The organism is Mesorhizobium sp. M0028, from assembly GCF_040323855.1.
Classification (GTDB): domain Bacteria; phylum Pseudomonadota; class Alphaproteobacteria; order Rhizobiales; family Rhizobiaceae; genus Mesorhizobium.
In genome coordinates this window covers 337,349-351,544 of record NZ_JAMYVG010000001.1, presented here as the reverse complement: position 1 = coordinate 351,544, position 14,196 = coordinate 337,349, and the positions used below count along the sequence as shown (strand labels likewise).

The window sequence follows — 14,196 nt, the reverse complement described above, 5'->3', positions numbered from 1 at the left end:
TGTTCGGCACGGCGATCCTCAACAGGCAGCGTCGGAATGCGTCGTCAAGATCGACGAGAGTCTTTGACCAACCTCGTCGAGCACCACCGACCACGCGCGCCCTTCCTTACGAATGACGACGCCCTTCGGATACCAAGGCGTTCGATCGCCGATGACTGGCCACGCCGTCTGAAAATTGTCGTCGATCAGGAAAATAGTCGGAATACCAAGTGCTCCGGACAGATGAGCCGCCGTGTTGCTGATCGTCACGACGGCATCGAGCGCTGCGACCTGTGCAGCGAACCGGTCCATATCGACCATCTGGTCAACGCTGTCGTCATAGATAAGACGCGCGTCATTGCCATTGCGCAGGCGCCGCAGCGCCGGCTTGATCTGTCCGTACTGAAGCGAAACGAATGTCGCTTGTGTCTGGGCGATGAACCGTGCCCATTCGGGGAAGTCAGGCACGTCCTTGGTGTGGGATTTGCTACCCCAGGAGAGGCCGACCAGCGGCAGATCCGTGATCGAGCGATAATGCTTGCGGAATGTCTCGACGAGCCCAGGATCTGCTCGCAGCGGCACGAAGTCGGCGGCAAGTTTCTCGGCATCGCGTCCGAACACCCAGGCGAGATCTTCGAAGGTCGCATGTTTGTCGCCGATCACATCCTGCTGCGCCGGGACCACGGTCGCCTTCGGGAACGTTCGCTGCAGAATTGATATGAGCCGCGGCTCTGCCCGAATTGTTGCACTTTGCGCATAGGCAGCGGCGGCGCCGGCCAGTCGCGCGTGGCGGATAACCCGGCCAAGGCTGCGCGGGTCATCCTCCACAAGATCGATCAGCAGTGTATCCGAACCGAGGTTCTCCCCGGTCCACTCGTTGGCATTTTTCCCCTTCCGCAGCCGGCGAGCGGTAAGCCGAAGCTCGGCCGCCCGGGCGAAGTTGCCCAGCCGTTCGAAGGCCTGTCCTGCCTTCTGCATCAGCTCGGGGTTGCGGGAACGGTCAGCCATGATGGCCATTTCATTGATACTTGCTTCAAGGCCTGTCCAGTCCCTGCGCGCGATCAGCGCGTCGGCCTTGGCCTGCAGCTCAAGAACGGAATGAGGCTTGGAGCCGGCAAACAATGTCCGCGCGGCCTTTGTGTATCGGCGCAATCGCAGGCCTATCCCAGCAATCACATACCTGACATAGGAACCGTGATAAAAACTGGTCATCGCCGTCAGCGCAAAACGCTTTGCCGCAGCTGCTTGCTGCCCTCGACGATCGGGCCGGACGCCTCCAGGTGAAAGATCGAGCGATAAATTTCGCTGCGCCTGGCAAGCTCGTCATGAGTCCCGGCGTCCGCCAGAATGCCAGCGTCAAACACCAGGATGCGATCGGCTGCCTTGATGGTTGAAAGCCTGTGCGCAATGCAGATCACCGTGCGCTCGAATGCATCGTCGAAAGCAGCCTCCATGACCGCCCGTTCGTTTTCGCCGTCAAGCGCGGACGTTGCTTCATCATAGACGATTACCGGAGCATTCTTGAGCAGCGCGCGCGCGATGGCGACGCGTTGTTTCTGCCCGCCCGACAGGTTGGTGCCACTCGGCCCGACAAGAGTGTCGAGCCTGTTTTCAAGGCTGGAGGAAAAGCTGGTGACCCGGGCGAGGTCCGCCGCGGACTCGATTTCCTGATCGGTGGCGCTCGGGCGTCCGTCGCGGATGTTGTCGCGGATCGAGCCTTCGAACAGGAAGACATCCTGTGACACCAGTGCGATATTGTCGCGAACGTCGGCGAGGCCGATCGTGGAAATGTCCTTTCCGTCGATGAGGATCCGGCCCTTGTCCGGCTCAATGAGGCGCAGGATCAGATTGACGATGGTGGTCTTGCCGGCGCCGGAGCGGCCGACGATCGCCAGCTTCTCACGGGGCCGTACCTCGAAGGAAACGCCGTGCAGCGCCGGGCTGTTGCCTTCGTAGGAGAAGGCCACATCTTCAAAACGGATACCGCCCTCGACATCGGTGAGGCGCTCGCCGGCGGTTGCGAGTTGTCGCTGCTCGGGCGTATCGATCAAATCATACATCTGCTCAACCGCCACCATCTGCTTCTGGATATCGACATTGACGCGGGCCAGCCGCTTGGCGGGCTCATAGGCAAGCAGAAAGGCCGTTATGAAGGCCATGAACTCGCCCGGGGTCTTGCCGTTGCCGAGGGTCTGCCAACTGGCATAAATGACGAACAGCCCGATGATCACGCCGCCGCCGGTCTCCATCAACGGACTCATCAACGCTGACGTCCGGTTTATCTGGATGCCGCGCCTTTCCATCTTGCCGACGGCCTTTGCGAAGCTGGCGACCGCCTTGTCTTCGAGCTGAAAGGACTTGATGGTCCGGATACCTTCGACGGCTTCCGTGCCGATCGACTGGACCAGTGCAGCCAACTCCGTCTCGCCCCTTGCCAGCGCCTTGAGCTTCCTGGTTATGGCGCCCACCGACAGGAACAGCAGCGGCAGAACCGCCACGGATATCAGCGACATCATCGGATCCTGCTTGACCATGACGCTTGCCAGGCCAATCAGCGTCAGCACATCGGAGACGGTGCTGCTCGTGAGCGTCAGAATAACGGATGACCCGGCGCGCGCGTTGAACATGATCTTGGAGACGAATTTCGCCGGATGCTGATTGGCGAAACGACCGATGTCGAAACGCACCATTCGAGAAAACTGGCGGTTTTGCAGGTCCGAGACGATAGCCCGGCGAATCTTTCCCGTCGTGATGGTCTGGCAATAGGCGGCTATGCCCTTAACCAGGAAAATGCCGATGATTACGGCGCTGATACCCCATGCGGCGGCAGCGTTGCGTTCCACATAGATGCTATTGACCATGGTGCTCATGATCCAAGCCGACGCGGCGGTCGTCGCCGCAACGGCGATCGAACACAGCAAACCGGCGAGATACAGCGTTTTGTGCGGCGGCAGGTTCTCGATGATCAGACGCTTAACCAGCGGGTATGCCAGCACCGCCGAAATTCGTCTCTTTGCGCTCATTCCATTTCCCGATGCGATGTGCGTTGGTACCGGAGGGCCTCTGCTCTCTGCCGACCCGCACGATTTCGGGACGCCGCTTGAGCATCCGCGATAGTTCATATCCTATTCCATGTCTGTGGCTTCGTTCGGAGCCGCAGTCAATGCCGAACCCGACTCATTGAATGGCGACCGTCAAGGCTGCCGCACGGGCTCAATCGGCTCGGTGATACGCCGCGTCCTTGACAAGCTTTGTTCCTTCGGCTCAATCGTTTGCCAATAGCTTGGGTGCATTCTCGTGGTGGGCGAAAATAGTGTCTGACATTCACAACGTGCCCTCCAAGAGGGCTGCGACCAGTGGTTGGTTTTCCGACTTGGTGTGTGCATCGACGTTCTTTGGGGTGGTATTTCCCGTCGGATTTGCACGCCGGTTGGTCAGAGTGATCTGCCGACGGCTCCAAAGAACGCATTCCAATGATACATTTTGGATTGAACGAAGAACCAAGAACGATTTGAACTCGATGACCAATCAGTTTTGAAGACAATATTATGACCAATATATTGGGCATATCGGCTTTCTACCACGACAGCGCGGCCTCCCTCGTCGTCGACGGCGCCATCATTTCGGCGGCCCAGGAGGAGCGGTTCACCCGTCGAAAAGCCGACGAACGCTTCCCCTCAAACGCCATTCGGTCCGTTTTGCAGACCGGCGGTGTCTTGCTGAAGGATGTGGACTACGTCGTATTCTATGAAAAGCCGCTGCTAAAATTTTCGCGTCTGCTTGAAACCTATCTCGACGCCGCTCCTAGCGGATTCGATTCATTCCGAAAGGCGATGCCCGCTTGGCTGACGGGAAAATTATTTCAGAAGAGGATCATTTTCGACGAACTCCGCAGAATCGACCGCGGCTTCAAGGATCCATCCCGGATCCTTTTTTCCGAACACCACGTGAGCCACGCGGCCAGCGCGTTTTTCCCGTCGCCCTTTAACGAAGCTGTGGTTTTGACTCTCGACGGCGTTGGCGAGAAAGCAACCACGACAGTTGCGATCGGCAGGGGCGCAACTCTCGATGTCGTGCGGGAATTGCGGTTTCCGCATTCGCTCGGGCTTCTATACGCAGCGTTCTGTTATTATCTCGGCTTCAAGATAAACAGTGGCGAATACAAGGTGATGGGGCTGGCCCCCTATGGTGTGCCTCGGTTCAAATCGCTGATCCTGGAAAAGCTGGTCGACCTGAAGGAGGACGGAACCTTCCGTCTCGACCAAAGCTATTTCGCGTATGCCACTGGACTGAAAATGACGAACGCACGGTTCGCCAGCCTCTTCGGACAGCCGGTAAGGCGCCCTGATACCGATCCGTTAACTGATTTTCACATGGACGTTGCCGCGTCCATCCAAGGCGTCGCCGATGAGATCGTTCTTCGGCTGACCCGCAGCTTGGCACGAGATTTTGCAATTCCCAATCTGTGCATGGCCGGCGGTGTGGCGCTTAACTGCGTGGCGAACGGCAAAGTGCTCAGAGATGGTGCCTTCAAGAGAATCTGGGTTCAGCCCGCAGCCGGCGATGCCGGAGGCTCGCTTGGGGCCGCACTCGCCGCCTGGCATCTTAAACTCGGCGGTGAGCGGGTTATAGCCAAGCAAGATTCCATGAAAGGGAGTTATCTCGGTCCGGAATTCGGTCAGAGCGAGATCGAAGCGCAACTCAGCCGAGCCAAAGCCGTTTTCGAAGTCATGCCACCCGACCAACTGATCGATGCCACGGCTGCGGCGCTGGCCGACGGCAAGGCGGTGGGGTGGTTCCAGGGCAGGATGGAATTCGGACCACGGGCGCTTGGCAACAGATCCATCCTTGCAGATCCGCGGTCGGACCATATGCAGAAGACGCTCAATCTCAAGGTCAAGTTTCGCGAGAGTTTTCGTCCGTTCGCCCCCTCAGTCCTGTCGGCACATGTGTCGGACTGGTTCGATCTGGAGGGTGAATCGCCTTATATGCTCCTCGTTGCTCCGGTTAAGCAGAGCCGTCACCGCGCGATGACTGTGTCCGAGGCCGCTATGTTCGGAATAGACAAGCTGAACGTCCGTCGGTCCGAGATTCCTGCCGTCACGCATGTCGACTATTCGGCCAGGATTCAGACGGTGCACGTCGAGACCAACCCGCTATACCACGCGTTGATCACCCGGTTTGAAGCGCTTACCGGCTGTCCTGTCTTGGTGAACACCAGTTTCAATGTGCGCAGCGAGCCGATCGTATGTTCCCCGACGGATGCTTTTCGCTGCTTCATGGGAACGGATCTGGACGTGCTGGTGGCTGGTAACTGCGTTCTCCATAAGCCGAAGCAGGATTCCGCCCTCGCAATGGACTACCGCGGTGAGTTTGAGCCCGATTGAGCACGCGCACGAAAGGCGTTGCTACATGGTGTCGAGATGAACGTGGTTAAAAAGCAACTTTGGAGAGCGCGGCGCACTTTGCGCAAAGGCCTCATTATGCTTCTAGGCGATAGGGCGCTGCTCCAGATCGGTTTCCCAGGCTTGATTGCCAAATGGGCTGGTTGCCCGACACCTTTGGTTCGGCCAAACCCCTATACCTTATATGAGCTGAATCCTGTGTGGCACTCGGGCAACGGCAGATCGAGACACAATAGCCTGGGCTTCCGGGGCCCGGAAACCGCCATGCCGAAGCCGGAGCAATGTCTAAGAGTTGTCTGTATGGGAGAATCGTCTACTTATTGTACCGGAATAGAAGACGATAGCCGTACTTATCCGCACCGGCTGGGCGAATACCTGAGGGATCTGAAACCGGGAGTCGAAATTGACATCGTCAACGCAGGAGTTGGCGGATATACCTCGGTCGAGAACGTTTTGAGACTTCTTTTCCACGTAGCACCATTGTCACCTAATCTTATCGTATACTACTATACGCACAATGATGTTCATCCTCGCCGACTGGAAGGACTGTCTCGAGACTACAACCAGTATTCCTGCTCCTGGTTCGAGCCACCGTCAGGTGGCGGGCTTTCGGGTTGGTTCAAAAGACGGCAAAATCTGGCGACCGCGTATGTCGGGAACATTGTTCGACGTCGAGGCGATGGACGTCGAAATTCGAAGCACATTGCGCACAATCCACCAGACGCGTTTCGTGCGAACTTTAGTGCACTGGTCGTCCTCGCAAAGGCAGCCGGAGCCTCGGTTCTCTTCGTAAACCCCAATTATCGGCAGGAAGACCCAAACGATCCCGCTGCAAACGCGGTTTGGGAACACAGACGCATTGTGGAAGACATAGCCAAGCGAACCGGCGCCTCGGTCGTTGATCTCCATGGATCGTTGCCTTACCTTTGCCAACGCAGCGAGACTTTGGATAGAAATTATTACGACGAGGTGCATTTCACCGAGAAGGGAGCGGATTCTGCTGCCAGGATTGTTGCCAACGCGATTATGGAACAGGGTCTTCTGAACTTTTCCAAAGAGAAACCTCTAATATACTGACGTATACGAGAGAAAAACTATGAATGTTTTCCATGAATAGTATATTTTTTTGGACATCCGCTGCTTTGCTGGTTGTAGCCGCAATAGCATTGGTGCGGATGGTCATAAAAAAACGAGGAAAAGCTGACGAGGAAGCTGAGCCGGAGGACAATTACCCTCTCTGGTAGGCCCTAATCCCTCGGTCTGCCTTGGGTTACGCCAGACGTGCGTGAGAGAGATCCCCCGGTCCCAAGGGCGCGGCTCATGTTGCGTTGCCGATCCACCAAAGGCGATTTCTGCACAACTGTCGGGGTCAGCGGACAGCCCGACAGACGCCTCAATGAAGCGTGAAGCGGGACCAGACTGCGCCGCGACAACATGCGCCAAAAGAACCGCATCTGAGGTCTGACGTCGTTCGAATAGTCAATCTTGAATCCTTCTGATTGCAGCTAGCCGCGAAGCAGACTACATGTCCGGCATTGCGGTTGGGGCCAGCTGGGACCACTATGGAGCGACTGTGCCATTTCTGGAGCGAGTTAAACGAAGGTACCTTCGGATACGCAATCGACTCGGATACGCCAAACCCGTCCGTCTGATGGCGTCGGATAAATTGAACGCGAAGTATGGCGACTTTGTAAGCTCTGGCGCCATTACTATACGCAAAACCCCCGTATTAACTTCTGACGATATATTCTTCACGATGGGGAGTTGCTTTGCGCAGGAAATTCGACGCGCGTTGACAAACAGACGCATCGCATGCGTCCCGTCCTACGGAAATATCAGCTTCGACCCCGCGGAGGCCATTGTAGATGAGCTGCCTCGGCAGGAACATATGAACTTCTACAACACTTTCACTGTTCGCCTCCAGCTCGAGCAAATGCTTGGCGTGTGGGATCAGGCAGACGACGACTGGTGGCAGGTCAAGAAACGCGTCCCTTGGGGCTCGGCCAGCTTTCAGGACCCGTATCGGCGCGGTATTTTCGCCAAATCTCCGGAAGTTCTCAAAGAGGTGATCGGGAGCGTAAACCGGGAGATGCGGGCTGGCTTCGATGCCGCCACGGCATTCATATTCACCTTTGGAATGACCGAGGTCTTCATCAACAAGGCCAGTGGCAAAGCAGCAGCGCAGAAGCCGCTCTATCTCGGCGGCGGCGGAATGCAGGAAACAACGCTTCACGTCAGCAGCTTTCAGGAAAACTACGCCAACGTGATGGCTGCCGTGGACATGGTCCGTGAACGCAAACCCGATGCGCCGATAATTCTCACGGTCTCACCGGTTGCATTGGCGCGCACATTTCAGGACGCGGATGTCGTCACCGCGAGCACTGAAGGCAAGTCCGTTCTTCGCGCCGTGCTTGGTCAAGTCTGCCGGGAACGGGACAATGTCCATTATCTTCCCTCGTTCGAGCTTGTCACCTATGGGGGCCTTGCTCGTAGCTACAGAGAGGACTTGCGGCACGTAAAGAACTCAGTCGTCGACGAGATCGTTGAGCAGTTCTTCAATGCCTATTTTGCTCCGTCTCAGGTGCCATCAAGCGAGAATTGATACCCGTGCCCTGCCGATTTCCATCATGGCTTTCGGCGACGTCCTCGCTTCATCCGATGGAGAGCCGCCGCAACCATTCAGGACTAGCTTGCCTTTACGACAATCGCCTGCCCCGTTGGAAGTTCGATAATGCCTTCCGGGCGGTTTTCGAAGAATTGGTCAAAGGCCTTTCGGGCTCCAGGACAGAGCGCGGAGCCGTAGTCATCGCATATGATGATGCCATGTGCGCACACCCGATCGTAGAAGAAGGCAAGCGCGTCACGCGTCGGCTCGTATAGATCGACGTCAATATGGACCAGGGCGAAACGCCGGTCGGCTACGCTGGGAAAAGTTTCCGGTATCCATCCCACATGAAAAGTTGTGTTGCCGAAGTCCGAAATATTCTCTCTGGCTACCCTCTCGTCAGTGCTGAGATCGCCGGACTTCCACGGCGTTTGGCCGTTTCGCTTGCGATCCTCTGCGGTCGGTTCCGAGAGGCCGGCGAACGAGTCGAAAAGGTGATAGTGCCGTGGCCGAAGATCGCTCATCAGCATGAATATCGTCGACCGGCCTTGCCTTACGCCGCATTCGGCCACATCGCCGTCGATCCGCTCGATCGATCGTAGGCAGCTTTGCAGGACAAAAGCTCGCGGATCTGGAATCCCGCGGATGTTTTTGACCCGCTGCAGTGCCTTGCGGAAAAATGGCTGGTCCTTCCAGACCATATGGCTGGAATAGACATAGAAGCCGTATCTGTCCGCCTTCTTCTGTGCGATCTTATACCAAGCCACGCCTCGGCGTTTGTTTGAAAAAACAGCAAGTGCCGCGTCTCTCAATTTCACCTGTATCCTCCAGCATTCGGTATGTGTTCTGATGACGGCAGAGAGAAACTCTGCCGTCATCAGACGCGAAATGACGTCGAGTTCCGACTGAAGGACATGGCCTTATCCCGCAACGAAGCGCTTCGGGTGCACGTAATAAGCCAAGATCGGGAATGGAACTCCCATGCACTGCGACTCAAGATCACGGTCACGTACCAGGCCGGTCCGGAAATTGGTCGATTGCCAGCGGAAGTTAGCACACTGCCCGGCTTAATCTGCGCGCCGCAACGATGGCGCGGCACCTCCTCATCACATATTTGCGCACAGCAGGGCAATGCCCGCAGCAGATATGCGTCGAAAGTGTCAGGCGCCCTCGTCGCGCCTGGAGCGTCAGAGAGCCCAACTCGGCGACCAGGGAGATCAGGCCGTCGCGATCGCGGATCAGTCTCGCCGCGCTCGCCTTGGTCAGTCCCCTGCCCTCGAGATCCTGGAACGCTACGGTAGCCCTGGGCCGACAAACGGGAGCATAAATAGTTCCCCTGTCGGCAAGGCAAGCCATGTTTGTTCTTGCTTTGTGCCGGCAGCTATGCTACTAATTTGCTTATGGTGCTGATTTGCGCCAACGACCGCCTTGCCCGCGACATGCGGTTTTTCAGCCAGGCTCGACAAAGCTCGCCCGCATTGCGGGCCTTTGGCCAATCACGGTCGAGTGCCAGCCTTTTCGGCAGCTTCCGAGAAGGGAAATCGGAATAGCAGCTTCCGGTTCTCGTCGCAGATTTCGAAGGAAAGACCTGTCAGGACCGGGCTGCCGCTGAGCAGGCCCTCGGCCAGGATTTCCTTGGCCGAAGCCATGGCGTTATCCTGAGCCGCGGACAAACCGTCCAACTCCTGACCCTCGAAATCTTCCGTCAAGCGGCCGTCATTGTTTCGGAAGTGAAAAAAATATCTCGGCATGCCGGTTCCGGTTGGTCGGTTTATCTAATTTTAGCCTTCATGCGTCAGGTCGATCGAACAGCACCCCCAGCCCATGTTCGAACGCACATGCCGCAATCATGTCGTCCAAGGCTTTTCCGGAGACCGGGCAATTCGGCATGACAGCCCTGATGGCGATCTCAGCCGCTGCGGTAGAAACCTCATCGTGGCGCCTCTTCCTGGTCTCGATATATTGCTCGATCAGAATTTTCAGGCGCCGCGCTGCAATCTCGTCAACGACCATGGTTCTCCCTCGATTCGGCACAATGTCCGTCTTCCGGGGTCCGTCTTGCGGGTGAACGGTCCGCCGCCATTGGGTAGCAGCGGACCACTCGGCTGGGTGAGCCAACGGCCCGAGGCGGGGGTGTCTCGGACCGCCACCACAATAGCTTCGAGAGGCCACACGTTCCACAGGACGCTGCCGTTGGTAATTTTCGTACACTGAACATTGCCGCGGGCAGTCCGGGACTGTGGGATTTTTTGGGCTAAGCCGCCGTCGCCGGATGCCGGATCAGCTCCGGCTTTGATAGCTGTAGATGCCGGCGCCGATCGCGACCGCTCCTACGGTTATCAGGATCGATGGCAGCCCCATCGACGTGGCGATGATCCCCCAGACGATGGCGACGGCAATTGCGCCGGCCGTTCCCAACACCAGTCTAAGCCGTTTCGACATTATCTGTTTCCCCCGAAAAGCGCATCTTGGTCTTTTTCTGATCGAAATACCGCAATGCGGCACCATTGTCTGCGCTTTGTCCAACGTTTTTACGCCGCCCCTGAGCCCGACCGCTGAGGCGTAAGCGATCCGTATGCGGCCTTGTTGCAAACACCCGCTCGACAATGAGGAAGCTTGGGCGAAAGCCCGAGAAGCGAGGCGTCAGAAAGCGAGGTATCTATGCAAAATTTTCGGAATTTACTCCGGTTCACAATCATGGGCATGGCGGCCACGACAACCGCAATAGTCATCACAGGCCTTACCCCCGAGACAACCGAAGCGACTTTGATTTGCCATAGGGTGGTCTGCCAGAAGGCGAGCAATGAACGCAGTGCTTTCGGCACCAAATATCAGCGCAAGTGCACCTGCGAAAATGTAAGCGAGGGCGCTAACAACTATCCCTCCCCGCGCAACGCCAACAAGGGGCCCATCGGCGGTTCGAGCGGCACCAGCAGTTCAGGCGGCAGTAGTGGTTCGAGCGGCACCAGCAGCTCAAGCGGCAGCAGTGGTTCGAGCGGCACCAGCAGCTCAAGCGGCAGCAGTGGTTCGAGTGGCAGCAGTGGTTCGAGTGGCAGCAGTGGTTCGAGTGGCAGCAGCGGCTCGAGCGGCACCAGCGGCTCGAGCGGCACCAGTGGTTCAAGCGGCAGCAGCGGTTCGAGTGGCAGCAGTGGTTCAAGCGGCGGCAATGACGGAACAAGCAGCGGCGGATCCAACGGCAGCGGTGGAGTGTAGCAGCTGCTCAAGTGGCTCCAGCGGCGGCGGGTGGGCACACCACGTGACCCGTGCCGGCCGCCCACGACGATCAAACCCTCACGACAACGGGAGTAGTAGCTTGACGCTCCAACCGAAATCCGCGACCGCGCCCCTCACCGGCCTTGCAGGACTGCTTGGTCTTGCGCTGGCCGTCGGGGTGCTCGTCGACAGAAGCTGGCCTGTGCATTTGCAGGCCATGACTGTCATTGCAGCTACCGCGGCAGCGATGATCGCGGTCGACACGGCCTATTTCCAGACGTTTCGAAGGCGTTCAACGGGATTGCAGGCAAAGCCGATGCGAGCGCTTGAAGTCGAGCGCGTCATGCGCAAACTCATCGGCTTCATCGTCACGCTCACGACGATTGCCGCAGTCTACTGGATATTGCCGGAATACCGGCGTGAGTTTTACGCCCCCTACTGGGCAGCTCTCTACGACACCTTGCCGGCGCTGCTCGTCACCGCGCCGTTTTATGTTGCTTATGTCGATCGCCGGCAAACCGATCCGGAAGATTCATATGCCGAAATCGGTGCATTCGTCCTCGGCGGCGCCGTGCCGCAAAGGACTGAGCAGATACGCCAGCATGTGCGGGGCTGGATCGTCAAAGGCTTCTTCCTGCCGCTGATGTTCGTCTATCTGTGCTCCGCGCTAGGTTCGATCCTGGCCGGACTGGAACAACCGTATCAATTCGACATCATGCGCTGGCACGCTTTTGCAATCGATCTCCTGTTCATGGTGGATGTCCTTGTCGCGGTCGTCGGCTACATTTTCACGCTGCGCGTCCTCGACAACCATATCCGCACCGTCGAGCCCACTGTGTTCGGCTGGCTGGTTTGTCTTGCCTGTTATGAACCCATGAATGCCGCCACCCGTGCCTACCTGAATTACGAAACGGGCGCCAACTGGACGGCGGTGATGCCCACACCGGCGCTCCAGGTTTTCTGGGGATCGGCGATCGTCTTCTGCGTCTTGATTTTTGTCTGGTCCACCGTGAGCTTTGGCCTGAGATTTTCCAATCTCACCAACCGCGGAATCATCACCTGCGGACCGTATCGCTGGATCAAGCACCCCGCCTATGTTTCGAAAAACCTCTCCTGGTGGCTGGTCTCCGTCCCTTTCCTCACCGCTACGGGACCCGCTGAAGCGCTGCGGCACTCCGCCATCCTGCTCGGGCTCAACGCCGTCTATGCACTTCGCGCCATCACCGAGGAACGCCATCTGTCACGCGACCCCGATTACGCCGCCTATTGCGATTACATCGCCGAGAACGGTGCTGTAGCCCAGTTCAAACGACTGTTCGCGAAAGCGAGTCGGTCGCCGATCGGGCGTTCCGGCTGAATGATATCTTGTTTTGAGGGTTAGCGGCAGCTGGCGCTATCGTCGCAGCGCATCCGCGCGATGCCGATCCTCGCCGCTCACCGGCAACGGCCGATCGCCCTCGAGCAGGCGGGTGATCCGGGCGAAGCCGGCAAAAGCCTTTCTCGCTTCCTCGGCCGACATCCGGCCGGCCATGGCCGCAGCACAGCAATTCACCGCACATTGGTAAACCGGCCCGCGCCGCCCGGCCGGCCATTTTCGCAGGAATGCCATCGCTTCGGCAACGCTGTCGATCTCCTCCACAGGCTGTCCCTGTCCGCGCAAAATCCGCACGGGCGAAAAGAATTGCAAGCGGTCCATCGTTTCCTCCCCGTCGACCGGATGCGTACGATCGAACCCCACTAAACTCGCGAACTGGCCCTTTGGTTCCCGGCAAAAGAGGCTTGCCATGAAAAATGTTGGCTGGACGGCAAGCTCCGGCAGTCCCAATTGCGCGACATCTTGCCGTTGTACGGGAACGTTAGCGCGACTGATGCATTTCGATCCCACGAGCAGTCTTTTTGAGGGAAATGCCAAAACATGAGAATAGCCCATGTGGCGCCGCTCCATGAATCCGTGCCACCCCGGTTCTATGGAGGGACGGAGCGCATCGTCTCCTATCTGACCGAAGGATTGGTCGAGCTTGGCCATGACGTGACCCTGTTCGCCAGCGGCGATACCAAAACGTCGGCGAAATTGGTGGCGTGTCGCGAGCGTGCGCTGCGTCTCGATCCGCGCCCCCACAAATCCGAAACCGCGGCACATCTCTCTATGCTTGCCGAGGTGAGGAACCGTGCGCAGCAGTTCGACGTCATCCACTTCCATCTCAGCCACTTCCTGCATTTTCCTTTCTTCGAACACATGCCCGACCGGACGGTGACAACACCGCATGGCAGGCTCGACTATGTCGATCTGGCGCCGGCCTACGAACGTTTTCCGCGCTTTCCGATGATCTCGATTTCCCGCAGCCAGAGAGCCGGGCTCGCCAAGGCCAATTGGCTGGCGACCATCCATCACGGGCTGCCGATCGATATCTACGAGCCGACTTTCGAGACGGATGCGGACGAGCCGTATCTGGCGTTCCTGGGCCGGCTGTCGCGCGACAAGCGCCCCGATCGTGCCATCGAGATCGCCTTGCGCTCCGGGCTGAAACTGAAGCTTGCCGCAAAGATCGGCGATGACGACCGCGCGTTTTTCCACGACACTGTCGAGCCGCTGATCGACGGCGACCGTGTCGACTATATCGGTGAGATCGAAGAGGACAGAAAGGCGGAATTCCTCGGCAAGGCGGCCGGCCTGCTGTTTCCGATCGATTGGCCGGAGCCGTTCGGCCTTGCCGCGATAGAGGCGATGGCCTGCGGCACGCCGGTAATCGCCTGGAATTGCGGTGCCCTGCCGGAGATCATCGACCACGACGTGACCGGTTTCCTTGTCGATACAGTCGACGCTGCGGTCGCCTCGATACCGGAATTGCTACGCCTCGACAGGCGTCAGGTGAGAGCCGTATTCGAGAACCGTTTTTCTGCCACGAGAATGGCCCACGACTATGTGGCAGCCTATGCGCACCTGATCGGTGCTCCCGGTGAAGCGAGAGCGTCCTGATCGGCGTCATTGTGGAA

13 protein-coding genes are annotated in these 14,196 nt (G+C 58.0%); 5 read left to right on the top strand and 8 right to left on the bottom strand.

Annotated elements, in window-relative coordinates; genetic code table 11:
* Window positions 1–18 precede the first annotated feature (18 nt).
* Together NKJ93_RS01705 and NKJ93_RS01700 are read right to left on the bottom strand one after the other, a co-directional pair.
* Entirely contained in the window at window positions 19–1,131 is a 1,113-nt protein-coding gene (locus tag NKJ93_RS01705) for a glycosyltransferase family 9 protein (RefSeq protein WP_352587188.1), read from the bottom strand.
* 65 nt (window positions 1,132–1,196) lie between these two features.
* The gene (locus tag NKJ93_RS01700; protein ID WP_352587185.1) at window positions 1,197–3,002 is read right to left on the bottom strand and encodes an ABC transporter ATP-binding protein; all 1,806 of its coding nucleotides are present in this window, start codon (window positions 3,000–3,002) and stop codon (window positions 1,197–1,199) included.
* A 525-nt stretch (window positions 3,003–3,527) separates the two neighbouring features.
* Between NKJ93_RS01700 and NKJ93_RS01695 the strand changes: the two genes are divergently transcribed.
* The 3 genes from NKJ93_RS01695 (at window position 3,528) to NKJ93_RS01685 (ending at window position 7,986) form a co-directional block, all read left to right on the top strand.
* Complete coding sequence (locus NKJ93_RS01695) at window positions 3,528–5,366, top strand: carbamoyltransferase family protein (RefSeq protein ID WP_352587182.1); 1,839 nt, start codon at window positions 3,528–3,530, stop codon at window positions 5,364–5,366.
* 282 nt (window positions 5,367–5,648) lie between these two features.
* Window positions 5,649–6,461, top strand: a complete 813-nt coding sequence (locus NKJ93_RS01690; RefSeq protein WP_352587179.1) for an SGNH/GDSL hydrolase family protein — start codon at window positions 5,649–5,651, stop codon at window positions 6,459–6,461.
* Window positions 6,462–6,909: 448 nt separating this feature from the next.
* Window positions 6,910–7,986 carry a GSCFA domain-containing protein gene (locus NKJ93_RS01685; RefSeq protein WP_352587176.1) on the top strand — a complete coding sequence of 359 codons (1,077 nt, stop codon included), beginning with the start codon at window positions 6,910–6,912 and terminating at the stop codon, window positions 7,984–7,986.
* 83 nt (window positions 7,987–8,069) lie between these two features.
* Here NKJ93_RS01685 and NKJ93_RS01680 read toward each other — a convergent pair whose 3' ends face one another.
* The 5 genes from NKJ93_RS01680 to NKJ93_RS01660 form a co-directional block, all read right to left on the bottom strand.
* The gene (locus NKJ93_RS01680) at window positions 8,070–8,807 is read right to left on the bottom strand and encodes a TylF/MycF/NovP-related O-methyltransferase (RefSeq protein WP_051409619.1); all 738 of its coding nucleotides are present in this window, start codon (window positions 8,805–8,807) and stop codon (window positions 8,070–8,072) included.
* Between the two features lie 678 nt (window positions 8,808–9,485).
* Window positions 9,486–9,740: a DUF6894 family protein gene (locus tag NKJ93_RS33550; protein WP_023717696.1), complete on the bottom strand. Its 255-nt coding sequence runs from the start codon at window positions 9,738–9,740 to the stop codon at window positions 9,486–9,488.
* A gap of 37 nt (window positions 9,741–9,777) precedes the next feature.
* Window positions 9,778–10,002 (bottom strand): hypothetical protein, encoded by a 225-nt coding sequence (locus NKJ93_RS01670; RefSeq protein WP_023717697.1) that lies wholly within the window; start codon window positions 10,000–10,002, stop codon window positions 9,778–9,780.
* Window positions 10,003–10,269: 267 nt separating this feature from the next.
* Window positions 10,270–10,431, bottom strand: a complete 162-nt coding sequence (locus tag NKJ93_RS01665) for a hypothetical protein (RefSeq protein WP_023717698.1) — start codon at window positions 10,429–10,431, stop codon at window positions 10,270–10,272.
* A 434-nt stretch (window positions 10,432–10,865) separates the two neighbouring features.
* Entirely contained in the window at window positions 10,866–11,156 is a 291-nt protein-coding gene (locus NKJ93_RS01660) for a hypothetical protein (protein WP_352587173.1), read from the bottom strand.
* On the opposite strand from NKJ93_RS01660, the gene NKJ93_RS01655 reads away from it, so the two are divergent.
* Window positions 11,156–12,559, top strand: a complete 1,404-nt coding sequence (locus tag NKJ93_RS01655) for a methyltransferase family protein (RefSeq protein WP_156948030.1) — start codon at window positions 11,156–11,158, stop codon at window positions 12,557–12,559. The two genes, NKJ93_RS01660 and NKJ93_RS01655, sit on opposite strands and share 1 nt — an antisense overlap.
* Before the next feature lie 36 nt (window positions 12,560–12,595).
* Here NKJ93_RS01655 and NKJ93_RS33545 read toward each other — a convergent pair whose 3' ends face one another.
* Window positions 12,596–13,132, bottom strand: coding sequence for a DUF982 domain-containing protein (locus NKJ93_RS33545; RefSeq protein ID WP_502896333.1), 537 nt, complete (start codon window positions 13,130–13,132; stop codon window positions 12,596–12,598).
* Here NKJ93_RS33545 and NKJ93_RS01645 point away from each other — a divergent pair.
* A complete protein-coding gene (locus NKJ93_RS01645) occupies window positions 13,118–14,179 on the top strand; it encodes a glycosyltransferase family 4 protein (protein WP_352587170.1) in 1,062 nt (353 codons plus the stop codon). The two genes, NKJ93_RS33545 and NKJ93_RS01645, sit on opposite strands and share 15 nt — an antisense overlap.
* Window positions 14,180–14,196 lie beyond the last annotated feature (17 nt).

Coding starts and splice junctions, on each gene's coding strand:
- NKJ93_RS01700 (WP_352587185.1), bottom strand. CDS start 3,002: ATGAGCGCAAAGAGACGAATTTCGGCGGTGCTGGCATACCCGCTGGTT.
- NKJ93_RS01695 (WP_352587182.1), top strand. CDS start 3,528: ATGACCAATATATTGGGCATATCGGCTTTCTACCACGACAGCGCGGCC.
- NKJ93_RS01690 (WP_352587179.1), top strand. CDS start 5,649: ATGCCGAAGCCGGAGCAATGTCTAAGAGTTGTCTGTATGGGAGAATCG.
- NKJ93_RS01685 (WP_352587176.1), top strand. CDS start 6,910: ATGTCCGGCATTGCGGTTGGGGCCAGCTGGGACCACTATGGAGCGACT.
- NKJ93_RS33550 (WP_023717696.1), bottom strand. CDS start 9,740: ATGCCGAGATATTTTTTTCACTTCCGAAACAATGACGGCCGCTTGACG.
- NKJ93_RS01670 (WP_023717697.1), bottom strand. CDS start 10,002: ATGGTCGTTGACGAGATTGCAGCGCGGCGCCTGAAAATTCTGATCGAG.
- NKJ93_RS01665 (WP_023717698.1), bottom strand. CDS start 10,431: ATGTCGAAACGGCTTAGACTGGTGTTGGGAACGGCCGGCGCAATTGCC.
- NKJ93_RS01655 (WP_156948030.1), top strand. CDS start 11,156: ATGACGGAACAAGCAGCGGCGGATCCAACGGCAGCGGTGGAGTGTAGC.
- NKJ93_RS01645 (WP_352587170.1), top strand. CDS start 13,118: ATGAGAATAGCCCATGTGGCGCCGCTCCATGAATCCGTGCCACCCCGG.
- NKJ93_RS33545 (WP_502896333.1), bottom strand. CDS start 13,132: ATGGGCTATTCTCATGTTTTGGCATTTCCCTCAAAAAGACTGCTCGTG.